This is a genomic window from Corynebacterium sp. ES2775-CONJ, assembly GCF_024814515.1.
Lineage (GTDB): Bacteria > Actinomycetota > Actinomycetes > Mycobacteriales > Mycobacteriaceae > Corynebacterium.
This window is the reverse complement of the sequence record NZ_JANUXT010000007.1, coordinates 21861-41603: the sequence shown is the minus strand read 5'-3', so window position 1 is coordinate 41603 and position 19743 is coordinate 21861. Positions and strand designations below refer to the sequence as shown.

At 55.1% G+C, this 19743-nt stretch carries 20 protein-coding genes, 1 tRNA gene and 1 CRISPR repeat array; of the genes, 10 read left to right on the top strand and 11 right to left on the bottom strand.

The features are described 5' to 3' along the window. Nucleotides 1–7: 7 nt before the first annotated feature. The 5 genes from cas7e to cas2e are packed head-to-tail and all read left to right on the top strand — an operon-like array spanning nt 8 to nt 3834. Nucleotides 8–1147 carry a type I-E CRISPR-associated protein Cas7/Cse4/CasC gene (cas7e, locus tag NXT01_RS08720; RefSeq protein ID WP_259080169.1) on the top strand — a complete coding sequence of 380 codons (1140 nt, stop codon included), beginning with the start codon at nt 8–10 and terminating at the stop codon, nt 1145–1147. A gap of 4 nt (nt 1148–1151) precedes the next feature. Next, nucleotides 1152–1856: a type I-E CRISPR-associated protein Cas5/CasD gene (cas5e, locus tag NXT01_RS08715; protein WP_259080168.1), complete on the top strand. Its 705-nt coding sequence runs from the start codon at nt 1152–1154 to the stop codon at nt 1854–1856. Beyond that, nucleotides 1853–2515: a type I-E CRISPR-associated protein Cas6/Cse3/CasE gene (gene cas6e / locus NXT01_RS08710; RefSeq protein ID WP_259080167.1), complete on the top strand. Its 663-nt coding sequence runs from the start codon at nt 1853–1855 to the stop codon at nt 2513–2515. Before cas5e ends, cas6e begins: the two co-directional genes overlap by 4 nt. Nucleotides 2516–2521: 6 nt before the next feature. Then, nucleotides 2522–3487 (top strand): type I-E CRISPR-associated endonuclease Cas1e, encoded by a 966-nt coding sequence (gene cas1e, locus NXT01_RS08705; protein WP_259080165.1) that lies wholly within the window; start codon nt 2522–2524, stop codon nt 3485–3487. Further along, the gene (gene cas2e, locus NXT01_RS08700) at nt 3484–3834 is read left to right on the top strand and encodes a type I-E CRISPR-associated endoribonuclease Cas2e (RefSeq protein ID WP_259080161.1); all 351 of its coding nucleotides are present in this window, start codon (nt 3484–3486) and stop codon (nt 3832–3834) included. Before cas1e ends, cas2e begins: the two co-directional genes overlap by 4 nt. Nucleotides 3835–3904: 70 nt before the next feature. Beyond that, a CRISPR array of direct repeats spans nt 3905–6554; the repeat unit is 28 nt; unit sequence GTTTTCCCCGCACGAGCGGGGATGATCC. A 685-nt stretch (nt 6555–7239) separates the two neighbouring features. On the opposite strand, the gene NXT01_RS08695 is transcribed toward cas2e, so the two are convergent. Further along, nucleotides 7240–7324, bottom strand: a tRNA-Leu gene (locus NXT01_RS08695). Nucleotides 7325–7414: 90 nt separating this feature from the next. On the opposite strand from NXT01_RS08695, the gene NXT01_RS08690 reads away from it, so the two are divergent. Together NXT01_RS08690 and NXT01_RS08685 are read left to right on the top strand one after the other, a co-directional pair. Continuing rightward, the gene (locus NXT01_RS08690; protein ID WP_259080159.1) at nt 7415–7813 is read left to right on the top strand and encodes a hypothetical protein; all 399 of its coding nucleotides are present in this window, start codon (nt 7415–7417) and stop codon (nt 7811–7813) included. Beyond that, nucleotides 7814–8164 (top strand): DUF3817 domain-containing protein, encoded by a 351-nt coding sequence (locus NXT01_RS08685; protein ID WP_259080157.1) that lies wholly within the window; start codon nt 7814–7816, stop codon nt 8162–8164. A gap of 39 nt (nt 8165–8203) precedes the next feature. Here the strand turns inward: NXT01_RS08685 and rdgB are convergent, their stop codons facing one another. The 8 genes from rdgB to clpS all read right to left on the bottom strand — a co-directional run bounded on the left by rdgB (nt 8204) and on the right by clpS (nt 13703). Continuing rightward, the gene (rdgB, locus tag NXT01_RS08680) at nt 8204–8809 is read right to left on the bottom strand and encodes an RdgB/HAM1 family non-canonical purine NTP pyrophosphatase (RefSeq protein WP_259080155.1); all 606 of its coding nucleotides are present in this window, start codon (nt 8807–8809) and stop codon (nt 8204–8206) included. A 1-nt stretch (nt 8810) separates the two neighbouring features. Beyond that, complete coding sequence (gene rph / locus NXT01_RS08675; protein WP_259080152.1) at nt 8811–9542, bottom strand: ribonuclease PH; 732 nt, start codon at nt 9540–9542, stop codon at nt 8811–8813. A gap of 22 nt (nt 9543–9564) precedes the next feature. Continuing rightward, nucleotides 9565–10332, bottom strand: coding sequence for an MBL fold metallo-hydrolase (locus tag NXT01_RS08670; protein WP_259080150.1), 768 nt, complete (start codon nt 10330–10332; stop codon nt 9565–9567). A gap of 67 nt (nt 10333–10399) precedes the next feature. Further along, nucleotides 10400–11218 carry a glutamate racemase gene (gene murI / locus NXT01_RS08665; RefSeq protein ID WP_259080149.1) on the bottom strand — a complete coding sequence of 273 codons (819 nt, stop codon included), beginning with the start codon at nt 11216–11218 and terminating at the stop codon, nt 10400–10402. Nucleotides 11219–11243: 25 nt separating this feature from the next. Continuing rightward, nucleotides 11244–11873, bottom strand: coding sequence for a rhomboid family intramembrane serine protease (locus tag NXT01_RS08660; protein ID WP_259080148.1), 630 nt, complete (start codon nt 11871–11873; stop codon nt 11244–11246). Nucleotides 11874–11881: 8 nt separating this feature from the next. Beyond that, complete coding sequence (locus NXT01_RS08655) at nt 11882–12835, bottom strand: P1 family peptidase (protein WP_259080147.1); 954 nt, start codon at nt 12833–12835, stop codon at nt 11882–11884. Then, the gene (locus NXT01_RS08650; protein ID WP_259080146.1) at nt 12835–13377 is read right to left on the bottom strand and encodes a DUF2017 domain-containing protein; all 543 of its coding nucleotides are present in this window, start codon (nt 13375–13377) and stop codon (nt 12835–12837) included. Before NXT01_RS08650 ends, NXT01_RS08655 begins: the two co-directional genes overlap by 1 nt. Before the next feature lie 5 nt (nt 13378–13382). Beyond that, nucleotides 13383–13703, bottom strand: a complete 321-nt coding sequence (gene clpS, locus NXT01_RS08645; RefSeq protein WP_259080144.1) for an ATP-dependent Clp protease adapter ClpS — start codon at nt 13701–13703, stop codon at nt 13383–13385. 143 nt (nt 13704–13846) lie between these two features. Here clpS and NXT01_RS08640 point away from each other — a divergent pair, with 143 nt between their 5' ends. From NXT01_RS08640 to NXT01_RS08630, 3 genes are all read left to right on the top strand, one after another. Further along, nucleotides 13847–14098: a hypothetical protein gene (locus tag NXT01_RS08640; RefSeq protein ID WP_259080136.1), complete on the top strand. Its 252-nt coding sequence runs from the start codon at nt 13847–13849 to the stop codon at nt 14096–14098. 367 nt (nt 14099–14465) lie between these two features. Further along, the gene (locus tag NXT01_RS08635; protein ID WP_259080134.1) at nt 14466–15767 is read left to right on the top strand and encodes a nicotinate phosphoribosyltransferase; all 1302 of its coding nucleotides are present in this window, start codon (nt 14466–14468) and stop codon (nt 15765–15767) included. Continuing rightward, nucleotides 15767–17764, top strand: coding sequence for an ATP-dependent DNA helicase (locus NXT01_RS08630; RefSeq protein ID WP_259080133.1), 1998 nt, complete (start codon nt 15767–15769; stop codon nt 17762–17764). Before NXT01_RS08635 ends, NXT01_RS08630 begins: the two co-directional genes overlap by 1 nt. Here NXT01_RS08630 and NXT01_RS08625 read toward each other — a convergent pair. Beyond that, nucleotides 17688–18434, bottom strand: coding sequence for a peptidyl-tRNA hydrolase (locus tag NXT01_RS08625; protein WP_259080132.1), 747 nt, complete (start codon nt 18432–18434; stop codon nt 17688–17690). The two genes, NXT01_RS08630 and NXT01_RS08625, sit on opposite strands and share 77 nt — an antisense overlap. Further along, nucleotides 18434–19690: a phosphoserine phosphatase SerB gene (serB, locus tag NXT01_RS08620; protein WP_259080131.1), complete on the bottom strand. Its 1257-nt coding sequence runs from the start codon at nt 19688–19690 to the stop codon at nt 18434–18436. Before serB ends, NXT01_RS08625 begins: the two co-directional genes overlap by 1 nt. Nucleotides 19691–19743: the final 53 nt, after the last annotated feature.

Here is a 19743-nt window from a genome sequence, read left to right as displayed (position 1 = left end):
TCCTCTCATGTCTCACCTCTATATTGATTTCCACGCTATCCAAGCCGTTGGACCCGCGAATATCAACCGCGATGATTCGGGAGCTCCAAAATCCACATTCTTCGGAGGCACTCGTCGCGCGCGAGTATCGTCACAAGCCTGGAAGCGCGCTATCCGCAAGGATTTCGAATCTAAGCTCGACATTGACGACCTCGGCGAACGCACTCTCCTAGCCGTAGACCGTATTGCAGCCAATATCGCAGCGAAGAACCCGGAACTCGCGGACACCTCTGCAGAGCTTGCGGCAAATGTACTGAAAGCAGCTGGCATTAAGCTGCAAGCTGCTAAAAAGAGCAAGAAAGATACCGAGGATGGTGCTCCCGAGAGACAAGTCACTCAGTACCTCCTTTTCCTTGCCCGTAAGCAAATTGAAGCACTAGCTGATTTAGCAATCAAAGCTCATACCGAAAATGGTGGGCAGATCACAAAGAAGGACGCCAAGAAGGCCGTCGAAGATAAACACTCCATCGATGTTGCCCTATTTGGCCGCATGATTGCCGATGCCCCTGATCTAAACGCTGACGCGTGCTGCCAAGTAGCACATGCGATCGGAGTCCATCCCCTTGAGGCCGAATTCGACTACTTCACGGCTGTAGACGATAACGCCCCAGAGGATAATGCTGGCGCTGGGATGATCGGGACCATTGAATTCAATTCCTCTACTTTGTATCGCTACGCCACTATCAATGTGCCTGAACTCGTCAAAACTCTAGGCTCGGTATCCGCTGCTGCTCGTGCCGTGGCAGCTTTCTGCGATTCCTTCGCCGTGTCAATGCCCACGGGCAAGCAAAATACTTTTGCCAATCGCACCCGACCCGAATTCTTCGCTGTTTCACTCCGTGCCGATCAGCCGGTCAACTTTGTCGATGCTTTCGAAGACGCAATCACCTCGCGATCTAACCGTATGAAGGAAGCCGTTGATCGCCTCACTGAGCACGCAATTTCCTCCGATACTGCCTATGGATCCGAGAAAACCCACTCCTTCTATTTGGCCACCGGATCAGCGGCCAAGGGATCCCACCTTGAAAATTTCGGCGAGGCTCACACGCTCCCTGAGATCGTCCAGCTTGTAGAGGCCGCTGTTCTTGATACCGTAGACCAGAGCTAAGACCATGACGGTACTATTACTAAGATTTGCAGGTCCGCTACAGGCGTGGGGTGATTCTTCCCGCTTCGTTTACCGAACGACTAGGAGCGAGCCGACTAAAAGTGGTGTCATTGGTCTTTTGGCCGCAGCTCAAGGCCGGTCGCGGGCCGATGACGTCAGTGATTTGGTAGGCCTTCGCTTGGGAGTACGAGCCGATCAAGCGGGAAAATTAATCAAGGATTTTCAGACCGAAATTGACTGGCGTAGCAGTAAAGCGAAACCGCTTACCTATCGCCACTATCTCGCCGACGCGAAATTTCTCGTGGGTATTGAGGGAGAAAGGGAGTTGCTTGAAGGTTTGGCTGAAAGCATCAAAAAGCCCGCCTATCCCCTTTTCCTCGGTCGACGCTCATGCACTCCGACAGGGAAGATCGTGCTGGGATTCAAGGAAGATACCCTCGATGACGCTCTCGATCAGCACCCGTGGCTAGCTGCGGATTGGTATCGCCGCAAGCAACCTCAAAGTCTCAGGCTGCCCATATCGACGGATTGCGAGGTTGGAGACAAGCCCGATGAGTTAATCCGGGATATTCCTATCAGTTTTGGCTACGAAAACCGTAAGCACGCACTTCGACCAGTACGACACCGGCTCTCTCCTCCGATTCCAAACCCGGATGGGATCCCTGTTCGTGATCATGATCCATTCGCCCTTGTAGGAGGTGCTCAGTGAACTATCTCAGCCGTATGAAGCTTAACCCACAACGACGGGCGACGGGAAAACTGCTCAGCAACCCGCGAGCTATGCACGCTGCAGTTGAATGCTGCTTTCCCACACACTTCGAAGACCAGAATCCGCGCTCCTTATGGCGGCTGGAGCGCAACCAAAGAGACGTAACCTTATGGATGGTCAGCAACCGCGTTCCATCCTTTGAACATTTGCAGGAACAAGCTGGGTGGTCTCAGGAAGTGACCTGGGAAAGCCGAGAATACGATCAGTTCCTCGATCGCTTACTCACTGGTCAGCGTTATCGATTCCGACTACGTGCAAATCCCGTCAAGGAAACCTTTTGCAGCGATGACAAGAAGCGCCGAGTACCACTCCAGCGCGAAGATGACCAAATGCTCTGGCTGATGGAACGCGCTTCACACCTGGGCGTTTCACTCACAGTAGGAAGCGATACCGAACAGCCGAGCTTCTTTGTCGGCGACTCCACAAGTATTCGATTTAGACACGAAGAGCGCACGGTCACTTTGCAATCCTGCACTTTCGAAGGTGCCCTGGAGGTGACCGATCCAGATTTACTGCGTTCGACACTTATCAGGGGTGTGGGTAAAGCTAAGGCATATGGTTTCGGTCTGGTTACGCTAGCCCCGCTTAGGGAAGGTTAGGTACCTATGAGTATCCCAGGTATGAAGCCAACAGAGTCAAGTTCGCTGGTGCGAGCGGACGATCGCTTAAGCTTCCTGTACTTGGAGCATTGCACAATCGCGAAAAGCTCATCTGCTCTTACTGCCACTGACGAAAATGGCGTTATACATATCCCGAGCGCTGCACTAGCTGTGTTGATGCTCGGGCCTGGGACTCGGGTGACACATCAAGCGATGACAACCATTGCCGATTCTGGCATGAGCGTCATCTGGGTGGGAGAGGAAGGCGTAAGATACTATGCACACGGCAGGCCCATAGGGCGTAATACCCGCCTACTAGAAGCCCAAGCTAAAATTGTCTCCAATCAGAGGCTCAGACTTCAAGCTGCTCGCGCAATGTATGAGCTGCGCTTCGACGGCGAGGACACCTCGGGTTTGACTATGCAACAGCTGCGCGGACGGGAAGGGGCTCGCATTAGGCGGCTCTACCGCGATATGTCTAAACGCTACGACGTACCTTGGGATAGACGCCAGTACGATCTGCATAACTTTTCCTCAGGAGACCCAATAAACGTCGCGCTCTCAGCCGCTCATACGTGCTTATACGGGCTAGTACATGCCACCATCGTGGCCCTCGGATGCTCTCCTGGCCTCGGAATCATCCATACCGGTCACGACCGATCATTTGTCTATGACATTGCTGATCTATACAAGGCCAGCATAACGATACCCATTGCTTTCGAGTCTGTCGTTGCTATGCACGATCTGCCCTTCTCGCTCGACGATTTACCCACTTTCACTAGAAAGTCATGCCGCAATGCCTTCAAGCAGAACCGTCTTAGCGTGAAAATAGTAGAAGATCTAAAAACTCTCTTAGTTCCTGAAGAAGCTAAATCGGACGATGACAGTTGGTTTGAAGATCAGATCATTCAACTCTGGGATGACAGACAGCAGCGGGTTGCAGGCGGAACCAACTATGAGCAGCAAATATGATAACCATCGTCCTTAGCTCATGTCCACCCTCGTTACGGGGACATCTAACTAGATGGTTGAGCGAGGTTTCTGCAGGAGTCTTTGTGGGAAAAGTAAACCCGCGGATTAGAGATAAGCTGTGGGCGCTAGTAACGCAGGAGTTAGGCAACGGCCGAGCCATCATGACGTTCACCACTCGCGAATACGAACAAGGGTATGGATTTCGAGTTCATAATCACGAGTGGGAAATAGTCGACGTGGAGGGTGTCAATCTTGTTCGCCGTCCTAGCAAGGCGCGCCGGGCCCAAGAGGTAAAGCCAAAAGTGGGCTGGTCTCGTGCTGGCAGGAAACACCGATTTCGGCGCTAAAGTGATTCGGCGACGGCTTAAATCCAATGTAAACTGCTATTGAGGTTGATAAACGTGCACCATACGTGGTGTTTTCCCCGCACGAGCGGGGATGATCCGTCGGTCTCCGAAGCAAAACGGTCAAAGAAACCGTTTTCCCCGCACGAGCGGGGATGATCCGCTCGTTTTTAGACGTGTAGCCCGCTTGCCTAGGTTTTCCCCGCACGAGCGGGGATGATCCGGGCGGAGGTTCGGTTGACTCCTAATTTCCCGCGTTTTCCCCGCACGAGCGGGGATGATCCTAATGTTGGTCATTCGCCCACCCGCTTATACAAGTTTTCCCCGCACGAGCGGGGATGATCCGATTCACATTCTACAGCCGCCCCTTGATGAAGTGTTTTCCCCGCACGAGCGGGGATGATCCGCGACTGATGAACCTGTTGATAACTCTGTTGAAGTTTTCCCCGCACGAGCGGGGATGATCCGGCGTTAGACCTTGCGGACATCTCTCAAGCTGAGTTTTCCCCGCACGAGCGGGGATGATCCGCACATTTACGGCGATATAGTGCTAGGAATCGCGTTTTCCCCGCACGAGCGGGGATGATCCTAACGCCGGTAGAGGTTTGGAAACTTTTAGGTCGTTTTCCCCGCACGAGCGGGGATGATCCGTTTACGAGCGCGTGGCGGGCGAATATGTCCGAGTTTTCCCCGCACGAGCGGGGATGATCCGGCTGCCACCTATTGTGCCCACCATATGACCGAGTTTTCCCCGCACGAGCGGGGATGATCCGCAAGAGAGGGAAACCTCAAAACCTCAAACCAAGTTTTCCCCGCACGAGCGGGGATGATCCGCGCAGCACCAGCAGCATAAACGCTAGTTGAACGTTTTCCCCGCACGAGCGGGGATGATCCGCGTTTTCAGCCACTCGCCGCCACGCGGTGCACGTTTTCCCCGCACGAGCGGGGATGATCCGCTTTTAGGTCTATCAGTCAAATTACCCACGAAGTTTTCCCCGCACGAGCGGGGATGATCCGCGCTCAACGGCGGCATCATAGACAGCCTCGTAGTTTTCCCCGCACGAGCGGGGATGATCCGCATTAGCAAAGCCGAAGGTACGGCCATCGCCGGTTTTCCCCGCACGAGCGGGGATGATCCTAAGATCGCTGAAGTCAAAAGGGGCAAAAAGTGGTTTTCCCCGCACGAGCGGGGATGATCCGAGATTTTTTCACCAAATGAGCTAAGTCGTTCAGTTTTCCCCGCACGAGCGGGGATGATCCTTGCGCACGCGCATGGCAAAAACTTTACCACCGGTTTTCCCCGCACGAGCGGGGATGATCCGTTGTGGAGGCTAGTACGGCTAACGCCGAGTAGGTTTTCCCCGCACGAGCGGGGATGATCCGCTTTTAAGTATCGCAAGACACATAATTAGTTAGTTTTCCCCGCACGAGCGGGGATGATCCTGCTCTTGGTGAGCTCCGAACTCCTTCGCCTCGGTTTTCCCCGCACGAGCGGGGATGATCCTACGAGGTCAAAAACTCAACGTCGTTGAAGTCAGTTTTCCCCGCACGAGCGGGGATGATCCGCCCAGCAATTCCCGCGCTGATGCTGCGCCGCCGTTTTCCCCGCACGAGCGGGGATGATCCGCTGTCTAAGGCTGTGGGTAAGTGCGTGGAGTAGTTTTCCCCGCACGAGCGGGGATGATCCGTGGCTAAAAATGAGCGGGCTAGTAGAACATGAGTTTTCCCCGCACGAGCGGGGATGATCCGTCCTTGAACCTGGTAAAACCAGGTGGCTACGCGTTTTCCCCGCACGAGCGGGGATGATCCGTCACCGCGGGCACGATCAAAACAGCAGTCCAGGTTTTCCCCGCACGAGCGGGGATGATCCGTATGCCGCTGATTAACGCCGTTCTCGTCAGTCGTTTTCCCCGCACGAGCGGGGATGATCCGTGTGCCACGTATCATAAAAGGAATAAGCCCCCGTTTTCCCGCACGAGCGGGGATGATCCGCCATTTCATTAACAATCTGTACTGCTTCAGTAGTTTTCCCCGCACGAGCGGGGATGATCCGCATTCGGCTGCGCAAACCGCGCATAAGCCACAGTTTTCCCCGCACGAGCGGGGATGATCCGTTGTTCACGGCTATCGGGTTGGCCGTTGGTGGGTTTTCCCCGCACGAGCGGGGATGATCCGATTTACCCATGAGCGCGGTAGGTCTGTGGCTCGTTTTCCCCGCACGAGCGGGGATGATCCTGCTCGCTAACAACTTCCTAGCATGGTCAGCTCGTTTTCCCCGCACGAGCGGGGATGATCCGATTTTTCGGCGGCGCGCATGATCCGCCCCGTAGTTTTCCCCGCACGAGCGGGGATGATCCTTTCAACGGTGAGCGATTCATCAACTGTGTCAGGTTTTCCCCGCACGAGCGGGGATGATCCGCGCCCGCGCCGTTCGTTGACGATCTACAGCCAGTTTTCCCCGCACGAGCGGGGATGATCCGGGCCCTAAGCGCCGCAATATCATCCCTGTTCCGTTTTCCCCGCACGAGCGGGGATGATCCGGGGCAAACCTCCCTCTCAGCCCTCCCTCTGAAGTTTTCCCCGCACGAGCGGGGATGATCCTCTCCATAAATTTCTAGGGCCTGGGCAGCCTGCGTTTTCCCCGCACGAGCGGGGATGATCCGTGTCGTTGATCATCTAGCTGCATAAATAGGACGTTTTCCCCCGCTTAAGCAGAGATGATGCTCGCCCTTGTTACGACGATAAAACTCTTCTCCCCCAGCGGTCGAGCCCCAGTTCTTTCAGAGAAAGAACCTCAACACTATGTTCAATTGCCGTAAATCTCTTTCGAGAGTTCGGTCGATAGAACGCTTCAAGGTTTCGCCGTAGCAAAAATTTTATAATCTGTAGCCCTTCTAACTTAAGCACCCCAAAAGGTAAGCAATATTTTCACAAAACCACTCATCTTACAAACAGTTCAAAGGCTATGACTAAATAACTACATACGTATGCGAATACCTGAGACATAGAGAAGAAAGTCTTCCAATATCGTTATGTAGCAAAGCGAAGTCTCCTAAAATTCTGCACTGCAAACGGTCGCATGCTAGGTCTCAAGACCATTTAGACTTGAGGCAGAGAAACCCGTCTAGAGGCTGAGCATCCCTTAATGCATAGGCTCACAGGAGAAGCATTTTTTCAAACCTAGCATCTTCTCCGAAACTCGCTAATTAGTGCCGACGAATTGTGGATCAGATGCGAGGTGAAGCCCTGAACGCTATCGATTCTGCACCGCAGCCCAAAACTGCCCCCAGGAATTACCGTTGTTGATATCACAGCAGCACTGCAAACCTGCTACATCGACGTGATTAAGTCTACTCCTTCACGCAAAAAGCCACCCCGTGTCTATGACACAGGGTGGCATTAAAGCTGTGGTGCGCCCGGGGAGACTTGAACTCCCACGTCCTAAGACACTGGAACCTAAATCCAGCGCGTCTGCCAATTCCGCCACGAGCGCGTGCTTGGATCATTGTACAGGCCACATGCGAGGTGATCAAAATGGCTCTGCCACGTCTAGGTTTCTCAGTATTTGATACTCTTAAATATTGTGAGTATCAACCCTGATCCCGTTCCGAAACTACGCGTGAAGGCGTGGCACGTTATTTTCCTAGCCCTGCTAGTCATTGCCACTTTCGCCCTAGCGTGGTGGCAGTGGACGCGTTTTCAGTCTGGTTCGGGCACCTTCCAAAATTTGGGCTACGCTCTGCAATGGCCATTCTTTGGCTTCTTCTTCGTCTACGCTTATCGCCGCATCCTACAATACGAAAATGAGCGCGCGGAGGCCGCCCATCGGGGTGAGGAATTCGTCATTGAGAAGCAGCAGCCTACTGTTGATGCCATCGATGAGGAGTTTTTACCGCAGTGGCATCAGCCCTCTGTGGAGGAATTTAATGAGCTTGTCCAGCCGCGCAGAGTGCGGCCAGATTCAAGAAATGAGGACATATAGATGGCAGCACCACGGGTTCACCCCGAGCGCCAGCGCCGCGTGAAGCAAGCTTTAACTTTCTTTTCCATTGCTGCGTGGGTCACTGGCACCTGGCTTCTTTTGCTCACAGCGCGCATGATCGCAGAGTATCTTTTGGGGATGGACGTGCCCATGTGGATGCACTATATCGGTCAGATTCATGGGCTGTTTTATATGGTGTACTTACTGGCCACGTTGAACCTTGGAACGAAAGCCCTGTGGCCACCGCTTCGCTGGGTGGTCACTGCCCTTGCTGGTGCCGTGCCTTTTTTGAGCTTCTTCGTGGAGCACTGGCGCCGCAGCGAGGTTAAAGAGCAATTCGATCTGAATTAAAAACCAAAAATCCGCGACTTATAGTGGTCGCGGATTTTTCTATGCGCTGATCTCCCGGAGAATAGGAAGTAGCTTCTGTAGCGCCCTCGCACGGTGGCTGATGTGGTTTTTCTCAACCGCACTCAATTCCGCGCTGGTTCGACCCTGGGCGTCGTCGGGTAGGAAGATGGGATCGTAGCCGAAGCCGTTATCACCGCGGGGGCTGGTGGCTATGCTTCCTGGCCAATATCCTTCTACGAGGTATTCCTGCCCGTTTGGATCAACGAGCGCGAGAACGCTGTGGAAGGCCGCTTGCCGTCGCTTGAGCGGGGTATCCTTTAGCTGCGCTAGAAGCAGCTCATTATTGGCTTGATCGTTCCCGTGCTCTCCGGCCCAGCGGGCAGAGAGCACTCCGGGGCACCCGTTGAGTTCGGCGACCGCGAGGCCAGAATCATCGGCGAGAGTCATGATCCCCGTGTGGTGCACCCCGGCGCGCGCTTTGATCAGTGCGTTATCGCTGAAGGTGCGCCCGTCTTCAACCGGCTCCGGATAGGGATCGATATCGGACAGAGTACAAATATCGATAGTCTCGAGGCCCGCGGCACGTACAAGATTTTCGAGTTCCTCACGCTTTTTTGCGTTATGCGAGGCCAGCAGAATACGCATATCAGAGTCCGAGGGCGGCTTTTTGAGCGGCAATGAGTTCTTGGCAGCCTTGTTCGCCGAGATCCATTAACTGGTTAAGTTCTTCACGGCTGAAGGTATTGTGTTCGCCAGTGCCTTGGATTTCCACGAAGCGTCCACCCTCTTGCATCACGATATTCATATCCACATCAGCGCGGGAATCTTCCTCATAAGGGAGGTCGAGGAGGGCATCACCGTCGATGACTCCCACGGAGATGGCGGCCACGGGAGCCAGGAGAGCGTTTCCGATGCTGGGATCAATTTGTTTTAAGTGGGTAATCGCGTCCGCTAGGGCAATATAGGCGCCCGTGATGGAGGCGGTTCGGGTACCACCGTCGGCTTGGAGAACATCACAGTCAATATTGATGGTATTTTCTCCCAGTGCTCTAAGGTCGATGGCTGCGCGGAGGCTGCGACCAATGAGCCTGGAGATTTCGTGGGTGCGGCCTTTGACTTTGCCGCGCATGGATTCTCTAGGCATCCGCTCGTGAGTGGCGGCAGGAAGCATGGAGTACTCCGCGGTAAGCCAGCCTTCGCCGGAGTCGCGTTTGAAGCGGGGTACGCCACGTTCCACGCTGGCGGTGCACATCACCCGGGTATTGCCAAATTCGATGAGTACGGATCCGGCGGGGTTGGAGGTGAATCCGCGGGTGATTTTTACTGGTCGTAATTCGTGGGCTTGGCGGCCGTCGGCACGCGTGATAGGAGCTGTCATAGTAAACGAGTCTAGCGCGTAGCTATATCTCGAGTTCAAGGAAGGGTCGAGCAAGCTCAATCGGGCCATGGTAGTGCGCGGCGGCAGCCCGGCGCGTTGCCTCCCAGTCGACCCAGGGAGGAATATGGGTGAGCAGCAGCTTTTTCGCTCCAGCTTGGGTGGCAGCGCGTCCTGCTTCGGCGCCACTCATATGCATTTCTGTGACCTTGCCATCAGAGCTCTCCCCCCACGTGGCCTCGCAGATGAAGAGATCGGCCTGATCAGCGGCGGCGATGAGGTGCTCATGATAGGCAGTATCGCCTGAGTAGGCTATGACCGCACCCGTTGCCTGGTCCTCAACGCGTAGCGAATAGCTCTCGCTGGGGTGAATTGCTGGATAAGGGGTGATGTGGAGTCCACCAATTATTTCTGCGTGGTGGGCCTGCCAGGCGGTGAAGGTGAAGGTATCACCCATATCATCGATCTGGCCTGGTTCGTTGGCACTTAAAATTCCAAGCTTTTCGGGGAGAAGTCGAGGGCCCGCGCAGATATTGTGGGAGTGGGCAGCACGCTCGGGGTGGTAGCGTCGCCAGACCATGAGTGAGGGAAAGTCCAGGCAGTGATCGGGGTGCAGGTGAGAGAAGACCACGTGCGCCTCGCTCGGGTTCTGTAGGGTCTGCAGATTGCCAAGTACGCCAGGACCTAAATCCATCACTACGGCGGACCCGGCGGTGGCTTCCACGAGGTAGCCGGAGGCGGGATTGCCGTGCGCCCCCAGGCTTCCGGAGCTACCGAGAACTGTAACCTTCATAGATCAACTTTCCCATGTTTTTTCTATCGACAACAAGAAAAGTCCTGCATATGTGGGAAATTTAGCTTTATCTATGCGGACTGACGCACGTCACATCTGGCCCGAGAAAACGCGCAGCTAACTGCTGAAATTTCTCTGGATCGCCGGTTGCCTCAAAGACTCTTGTGGGATGGTCGGTGCTGGCGAGGAGATTGCGCTGCGACAGAGTTCGCATCACATCCTTGGCGGTTTCCTCCGCCGAGGACACCAGGGTAACTTGGTCCCCGATGGCGAGTTGGATCACCCCAGAAAGCAATGGGTAATGGGTGCAGCCAAGCACGAGGGTATCCACTCCCGCTGCTTGGAGCGGCTCTACATAAGCCTCGGCTATTCCGAGTACTTGACGTCCATAAGTAATCCCACGTTCGACGAAGTCGACAAACCGAGGGCATGCTTGGGCATAAGCCTTTACCTGGGGATTAACAGCAAAAAGATCTTGGTAGGCCCCTGAATTGATGGTACCGACGGTTCCTATGACCCCAATCTTTCCATTGCGGGTGGTCGCTACTGCGCGGCGTACGGCGGGTTGGATTACTTCAAGGACGGGAATGGCATATCGTTCTCGAGCATCACGCAGACAGGCAGCCGAGGCCGTATTACAGGCTATGACGAGCATTTTGCAGCCCCGCTCAACGAGTTCGTCGGCAATAGCGAGCGCGTGTTGGCGCACCGTGGCAATGGGCAGTGGGCCGTAGGGGCCATGGGCTGTATCACCTATATATATCACGGACTCACCAGGCAGCTGCTCCATGATGGTGCGGGCTACCGTCAGTCCTCCAACTCCGGAATCGAAGATTCCGATTGGTGCATTGGCGTCAGGGGTTGCAGTCTGTGATAAAGAAGCCATATCTGTCTCTACTATTTTCATGGGTTTATGGATTGATTCGGACAGGTTTTCTGGCGGGCTTAGGATCATCGGAAACGATGGTGGCCGCTGCTAAGAATCCCCCAAGGGCGCCAAAGAGGTGCCCCTGCCAGCTAATCCATGCGGCGGTGGGAAATATTCCCCAAATCATTCCGGAGTAGCTCAGCCCCAAAACGACTCCTACCACCACTTGGCCAAAGGATTTATTAAAAACCCCTCGAGCTACGAGGTAGACCAGCCACCCGTAGACTAATCCGGAGGCGCCTATATGCACAGTGCCCATCCCACCGGTAATCCATACTCCCAGTCCGCCGACGAAGATCGTGATCATGGTTACTTCGACGAAGACCCGGTAGCCGGAATAGCCAACCAAGAAAGCAAAGATGGCGCCCGGAACAGAATTGGCAATTAAATGGCTAAAGCTTCCATGGACAAAAGGCGCTGAAAGGATCGAAGCTACGGAAGAGAATTCTAGGGGGCGAATCCCCAGATAGGCCATATTCTTAGGAAACAGGAGGAGGCCGATGATCTGAACCGACCAAATCAGTACTAAAAAGGAGCCTGCCACAATAAGGCCTTTTTTCACGCTTCTGACTGGTCCAAAAGTTTCTGCTGGTTGCCGCATCACATTGCTCATGGTACGCGCTATTGTACCCGCAATAAGCTCACGGTCGGCAGTGAGAAGGCAGGCTGCGCGTGGAGGAGGGCATCAAGGATTGCCGCTGATACGACCTGCGCCGCCGCAGCCGATAATTCACCCATCATGGCGATATCCACGCCAGTATCTGCGCCAGTGGATAGGCAGAAGAGAGTGTCTCCATCGAGCGGCGAGTGGGCTGGCTGAATAGCTCTGGCAATTCCATCGTGGCCCACCATAGCGATCCTCTTTGCTTGCGCTTTGGTGATGGGAGCATCGGTGGCGATGACACCGATGGTGGTATTGAGCTTACTGAGCAGCGGTTTGAGGGCGGCAAATTTTTGTCTATCCACCCGTATCGAGGGGTCCGCATAGAGTTGGCCGGTATTCGGATCGGCCACTCTACCAACTGGATTAGCCACAATGCCGCACGCAATACGCCACTGGTTATCTGGACCTACGTGCATGCTGGCCTGGCCGAAGCCGCCCCGCAGCACCCCAGCTGTGGCGGCCACTCCCGCACCGATAGATCCAGAACGCTGATCCTTGCCATCCTTGAGCGCTGCTTTAGTGGCAGCGATTCCATCCTCTTTGGTGGGGCGGTGATGTGGATCGCCAACGAGGAGATCAAAGATGACTGCTGCTGGCACGATGGGGACAATCGGACCGGGAACTTCTGGTCCTAGGACGGGGAAACCGATGCCTGCCTCTTCGAGGGCCGCCATGACACCATCAGCAACAGCTAGACCGTAGGCTGATCCCCCACTTAATGCGATTGCGTGGACGCGCTGCACTGTGTTGTGAGGTTCGAGGAGATCAGTTTCTCTCGTTCCCGGCCCCCCACCACGCACATCTACTGCACAGGTGGCGGAATCGCGGGCGATAATAACACTGCAGCCGGTATCACCTAGGCTTTGATGGGCGATGGCGATGCCTGGGATATCGCTTAAAAAGCCTCCCATTAAGCTTCCCCCATCACGGCCTGGAGCAGGCTGTCTTGGTTATAGGCGAGCCACTCCACGATTTGATCACGGTCGCGGCTTTCATCAGGTTGGGCGATCTCGCTAGCGGCAAAGAAGAGCCGAATATCGTTGAGAGCACGTAGCCATAGATGTGCCTCTGGTTCAGAGAGCTTGATATGCTCTGAGCCACCCGGGCCAATCGCATGAGAGATTGCGCTGAGCCCAGCGAGCTTCTCCTTGGTAATCTCGGTTTCGTTGAGGGCGCGTAAGAGGCCATTATCACCCTCGTATTCCTCATCACCCTCGCGCTCAAAATCGGGCAAGAGACGGGCCAGTCCCGGGTCCTCTGGAGCCACGGTATGACCTGAGGGCATGCCGGTGAGCTCCGCCAGTTCATCCTTGGGCGCCGATTGAGCCCGCTCGATAAGGGCTTCAGCAACAGTCGCTGCGAGGTTGCCTAGAATCTGGCGTTCATGGACTTCGAGTTCGCAACTAAATGAAACGCCTTTGAGGAGAGATTTTTTCTTTTTCCACGCGTGCATAACCCTTATCCCCCTTGCTGCATGGTGGCCCAGAGCCCAGCGGTATGAAGTTTTTTCACATCCGCTTCGACCTTATCCTTTTCACCGGAGCTCACCACTGCTTTGCCTTCGGTGTGGACCCGCATCATCAGCTCCACAGCCCGCTTCGGATCATAACCGAGCACGGTTTGAAAAACATAGGTGACATAGCTCATCAGGTTCACGGGATCATCCCAAACAATGCACATCCATGGGAGGTTCTCACTGGTGGCAATGTCGACCTCGAGATCCTCATCCAGCTCAGGTGTGGCCATTGGGGAGCCGCAGCGCGGGTTACAGGTACTCATAAACGTCCAGTTTAGCTGCAAGCTTCACGCATAGTGCATAAAGCACCCGCAATACCTCGTGGGTATGTTCAGAAAACACGGCAACCCTCTACTCAACCCGCTACTCATCGCCGCACTCTTTGCTGCGGAAGGGTTTCCACCCCATGCCACTTCTCCCCGCTCTGATTCGAGAAATTACAGCTCCCTTTCGCGGCAACCTCACGATGCTCGGTGGCATTCAACAATTTCTCGCCTGCCTCATCGCGCCAAGTACGCTTGCCTCCGCTACCGTGGCGGAATATATGTCACCATCCGACGGATCCTCGCAGCGGAGAAGCTATCGTTTTTCTGAGAGCTATTACGACTACGCGCTGCGAGACCGTAATGCTCGGCGGCTTTCGAGAACTCTGCGATGAGGAGCGATATCCTCACAATTGTGAATCGCGCGCGACTCGATAGCGGGCACCCTCTTCGTCGTCTCTTCGTCGTCTCTTCGTCTCGGTATACACTGAAATGTGCGCGCCCAATAGTGGGCCGAGCGCAATGTTACGACAGGGACCTACTGGGGCCCAGAGTCAGGTCAGCTCACGGTGCAGGCCAAGCTTTTTCATCATCAAGCATTCGGGGCGGCATTTTTAGACCAGTGGTTTCATAATCCCCCAAGCCAACAGGTTTTGGGGCGAATAGATCGCACGACCGCAGGCGTTGGAGTGGCAAGCGTCGGCGAGAAGACATACGCTTATATTCAACTGGATTAGCTAATAAGCGAGAAAGAAAAATTTGATGTCTACCTCAACCGCGCTCATGACGGATATGTATGAGCTCACCATGCTACAGTCCGCGCTTGCCGACGGCACTGCCTGGCGCCACTGCACCTTTGAAGTCTTCGGACGTAGGCTTCCTAATGAGCGCCGCTACGGGGTGGTCGCGGGCACAGAGCGCGTTATCGAGGCTATCGAGAATTTTATCTTTACCAGCGATCAAATCGCTGGTCTCGATTTCCTCAACGAGGAAACGAAAGAGTTTCTTCGCCATTACCGTTTTACGGGACAAGTGGACGGCTACCGGGAAGGCGAATTATATTTCCCCCACTCCCCTATCCTCACCGTGCAGGGCACTTTTGCCGAGTGCGTGATCCTCGAGACGGTGATCCTCTCAATACTAAACTCTGATTCTGCGATCGCTACTGCCGCAGCACGGATGGTAACCGCGGCCGATGGTCGCCCGCTGATCGAAATGGGCTCTAGGCGAACCCATGAGGAGGCCGCAGTCACCGCCTCTCGCGCTGCCTATCTCGCTGGTTTCCAGGCCACCTCTAATCTTGAGGCTGCACACCGCTATGGTATCCCTGCCACAGGTACCGCGGCGCACTCGTGGACGCTCGTGCATGTCGGTTCCGATGGTGCCCCCAATGAAAGGGCGGCCTTTGAGTCGCAGATTGCCCAGTACGGGAGCTCCACCACTCTCTTAGTCGATACCTTCGATATCACCCAAGGTGTAAACAACGCCATTGAGGTCGCTGGAACCGAACTGGGAGCCGTGCGTATCGATTCCGGCGATTTGGGGGTCATGACTCGCAAGGTACGCCAGCAGCTCGATGAATTGGGGGCCTATAATACCCGCATCGTCGTCTCCTCTGACTTGGACGAATACGCCATTGCGGGCCTGCGCGGAGATCCTGTCGATAGTTTCGGAGTGGGCACCTCGCTGGTAACTGGATCCGGTGCTCCCACGGCCTCACTGGTGTATAAATTGGTCGCAGTGGATGATCATCCTGTGGCCAAGCGCTCCAGGAATAAGAATTCTGTGGGTGGAGCCAAGCGCGCCGTGCGTACTCACCGGGCCTCAGGGACCGCAATCGAAGAAATCGTGATGCCCTTTGACAGCGCGGAGCCGGAATTCCCAAATCTTAGCGTACTCCCGCTCACCATCCCGCTGATGCGCGATGGGCACCGGGTTGCAGGACTTCCCACGCTCAAGCAGTCTCGCGATTACCTCGCACATCAACTGGTGACCCTTCCGTGGGAGGGCCTCGCTCTCAGCAAGGATGAGCCTGTGCTCAGTGTGCGCTACCTCGGCTTCTAATGGCCGATCTCAATGTCACGAAGCTGCTCGATGCCGCAGTCAGCGGGATTGGGGGCCACAGCCGACCGGGTCAAGTGCGTATGGCGCAGGCGGTGCATAAGGCTCTAAAAAACGGTACCCACTTGGCCGTACAGGCGGGAACGGGTACCGGTAAATCGCTTGCTTACCTCATTCCAGCGATAATGTCGGCACGCGATTCTTCCCAACCAGTGATAATCTCCACAGCGACGATTGCGCTCCAGAAACAGCTCATCGATCGAGATTTGCCGCGAGTGCGCGCTGCTCTGGCCGATATTCTCGATCCTCCGCCAAGCTTCGCCATTTTAAAAGGCCGCAGCAATTATTTATGCCGTTATAAGCTCGATCGAGCCAGCTCTTTAGAGGATTCGCTCGATACCGAGGACACTCCCATAAGTGAGCTGGGAGCGGCGAGTGCCCGTGTTTTTGCGTGGGCCGAGGAGACGGAAACAGGAGATCGTGACAGCCTCGAACCTGGAGTGCCCGATCTAATATGGCGCCAGTTTAGTGTGAGCGCTCAAGAATGTATGGGCGCTTCGCGCTGCCCCTTCGGGGAAGAGTGCTTTGCCGAGTACGCCAAAAAAGAGGCTGCCGAGAGTGAAATCGTTGTCACCAACCACGCGATGCTCGCTATTAACGCTATTTTCGATGTGCCTGTCCTCCCCGATCACGACGTTGTTATTGTTGACGAAGCCCATGAACTCACCGATCGCTTTACTGCGATGAGTACCCAGGAGATCTCTACCCACGCTTTTGATCTTTCGCTGAATCGGGCCGCAAAATTGGGCTCCGGAGTTCGCGATGAAAAACTCGCCTCCGCTGTCGAGGATTGGGAAAAAGCGATGGGGCAGATACCACTCGGACGACTGGTTGACCTCCCAGAGGCCCTCAAACCTTCTCTCGATGCCATTGTTTCTCTCACTGGCGCGCTCATCACCAGTATTGGCACCGCGCCACCTCAGGAGAGTACGAATGACCCCGAGCGCTACGCGGAGAGACAGAATGTCAAGATGCATTTAGAAAGTCAGCGCGAGGCCATCATTCGCATTCTCGACGTTTTTGAAGAGCCCGATATCACTCAGCATAAAGATGTGGTGTGGCTAACGGAAGATGAACGCGGTCGCTTGAGCATGCATATTGCCCCGCTCTCTGTTTCTCACGCTTTAGCGCTGCATTTATTTAGCAACCACACCGTGATTCTCACCTCGGCAACGTTGACCCTCGGCGGGAATTTCAAGGCTATGGCGGCTAGTTGGGGTGTGCCGAAACACAGCTGGCGCGGACTCGATGTGGGGACCCCGTTTGATCCCGCGCACTCGGGTATCCTCTATCTTCCCACCCATCTGCCCGAACCCTCACGAGATGGCCTTGCTGATGCCATTATCGACGAGATCTATGACCTCATTATGGCGGCGGGAGGTCGCAGTTTGGGCCTATTCTCCTCTAAACGTGCCGCCGTGCAAGCCGCGGACGCGCTGCGGCATCGCTTGCCTTTTAAAGTTCTGTGCCAGGGCGAGGATAGTACCGGAGCACTCATCAAAACTTTTAGCAAAGAGGAAAATTCTTGCCTCTTCGGCACGTTGAGTTTGTGGCAGGGTGTAGACGTCCCCGGCAGCAGCTGTTCGCTGGTGATCATGGATAAGATCCCGTTCCCAAGGCCTGATGATCCCCTTTTACAGGCCCGCAAAGAGGCAGCGGACGCAGCTGGTCGTAACGGTTTTATGGAGGTTGCTGCCGCCCACGCGGCATTACTGATGGCTCAAGGCGCCGGCCGGCTCTTACGTGCCACCTCGGATCGCGGGGTGGTAGCGTGCCTCGATCCTCGCCTGAGCAGCAAGCGCTACGGGAGTTTTTTAATCTCTTCCATGCCCGCATTTTGGCGCACCCATAAAAAAGAGACAGTCATTGCAGCTCTAGGGCGCCTGGTCCAGCACTCCACAACGCAACACAACTCATCGAGCCCGGAGCAATCTCGGTAAAACCAGCATCAATAACCGTTATCGCGCCCGGTTGATGCGCTGCCTGCGCGCAGCTGAGGGCGTCTACTTCGGCAACGCTGAGAAGGTATCCGCGCTCTCGCCAGGCCCAACATGCGGAGGCATCAAGGCTGCCCGCAAAAAGCATGGAGGCGTGTCCTACTTGGGCGGCAGCTTTCCCCAGACTCATACGGAGCGAGGCATCGATAAGCACCCGGAGATGAGGAACTGGTGGGGGTGCAGGTGCTGGGAGGGTTGGGGGTAGATCGGTGCCCTTGATTTGGAGGGAGCGCAACCTGGGATCAACGTCGTCCATAGCCGTGGGGATAAAAGCGCGGGCGCGAGCACCCTTGACGTGCGCGGTGACGCCGGGAATTTCTTGAACGTTACGCCACCCAGCACCCCGGGCGCGCCGGGTAATCTTGCGGATGCGGCGGTCGTACCACATTTCTAGGTGGCTGCGATAATGGGAATCACAGCCAGCCTCGTCGATCAGGCATGCCTGTACAACAGCGATACCTGCTGCAGCCAGAAGATCCTCCCGTCGGGGTGGATTAGGTTTTGGGATCTCGAGAACAATTTGCATCGCTTGATCATCAATACCGGTGCTGTGTTGGCGATGCTGGACCGCATCAGCGAGCAAACGATGAGCCGAGAGAAATTGTGAGTGCATTAGGGGTTGAGCGGAACACGACGAGTAAGTGAGGTATCCTCGGATTCGATTTCGGCACGACTGATACCCAGGATATAGAGCACCTCATCGAGGAAGGGTGAGTTGACCGAGGTATCAGCAATCTCTTTGAGAACTGGTTTGGCATTAAAAGCAATACCTAAGCCTGCAGCTGAGATCATATCGATATCATTGGCACCGTCGCCTACAGCGACTGTCTGATGCATCTGAAGACCGCTATCAGCGGCGAATTCGGCGAGGAACTCAGCTTTCGCCCGGCGATCAACCACTGTGCCGAGGACTTCGCCGGTTAGCACACCATTGTTGATCTCGAGTGTATTTGCGCGGACATAATCGAGTTCGAGGTCGGCGGCAAGATCCTGAAGGACTTCAATAAATCCACCAGAGACGACCGCAGTTTTATAGCCCATACGTTTTAAAGTGCGAATTGTCGTCCGCGCACCCGGGGTGAGCACAATATCCTTAGCGACCTCTTTAAGGAGGCGCGCATCTAAGCCCTTAAGTAGACGCACCCGGGCGCGCAAAGATTCCTCGAAGTCTAATTCCCCGCGCATGGCGCGATCGGTGATGTCTTTGACTTCCAACTCGCGGCCTGTCCGCGCGGCGAGCATCTCGATGACTTCCCCGGTTATGAGGGTGGAATCGCAGTCAAAGCAAATCAGTCTCGTGGAGCGTCGTTGTAGTCCGGCCCGCTCGATGGCGATATCGATCCCCTGCTCGCTACTTAAGGCAGCGAGTGCTTTACGCACGGGGACTCCCGCACCTGGGTCGGCATTGGCCATCGTAATCTTAAATTCGAGCCCAGTAACAGGGTAATCGGAGATACCACGAATGGTATCGATATTGGCTTCGTAATTGGCGAGGGTCTGAGCGATACGAGAGATATCGGCAGCGCGAACAGGATTTCCCAGCACAATAATCTCGTGAGTGGAGTACGGTTTAGGGCTGCCTACGGTCTCACGTAATTCTACGGTCACCGTTTGCTGGTAGGCGCTTAGAGTATCCCTCAGCCCGATGGTGAGGGTTTCTAGCCTCTTGGGATCTATGCCTATATAGGCAGCGAGCGACAGATAACCACGGAATTTAGACTGCTCGACATCCAAAATCTGAGCACCGTGAGCTGTGAGCACTCTAAAGAAAGCTGCACTGACGCCAATGCGATCTGTTCCGCTTACTGTAATGACGGCAGGGGTGAGCGGGGCTTCTAATTCCACGGTGGGGGCAAGGTCTCTATTCACGCCTTCCTATTCTTCCATGACGAATGCGGGGGCGGTTAACATTTTGGCTATTT